The sequence below is a fragment of the Pseudoalteromonas sp. SIMBA_162 genome, assembly GCF_046535955.1.
Taxonomy (GTDB): Bacteria; Pseudomonadota; Gammaproteobacteria; order Enterobacterales; family Alteromonadaceae; genus Pseudoalteromonas; species Pseudoalteromonas marina.
The window spans coordinates 1-255 of the sequence record NZ_JAWJBQ010000755.1 but is presented as its reverse complement, the minus strand read 5'-3'; the positions used below and the strand labels follow the sequence as shown (position 1 = coordinate 255).

The following is a 255-nucleotide window of genomic DNA, read 5'->3' as shown; positions in this document are numbered from 1 at the left end:
AGGTGCCGACAAATCAACCATTACACATAATAAAGTGAAATATGCAAAGCTTGCCTTTGTTATTGGAGCGGAAAATCCGAATTATAAAGCAAATCTTTCTTATGCAAATACCCTGAGTCAGACATTAAATAAAATCGTCCCAAATATATCAAGAGGGGTGATTGAAAAGAAAGGTGCCGGAGTGGACGGGGTTTATAATCAAGATTTATCGAAATCACTTCTTTTAATAGAAATTGGTGGTATAGATAACACGGA

General features: G+C 35.7%; 1 protein-coding gene. It reads left to right on the top strand.

All coding sequences use genetic code 11. The features are described from left to right. Nucleotides 1–255 (top strand): stage II sporulation protein P (locus R0J88_RS21705; RefSeq protein WP_410901134.1); only part of this gene is annotated, 255 nt, incomplete at both ends.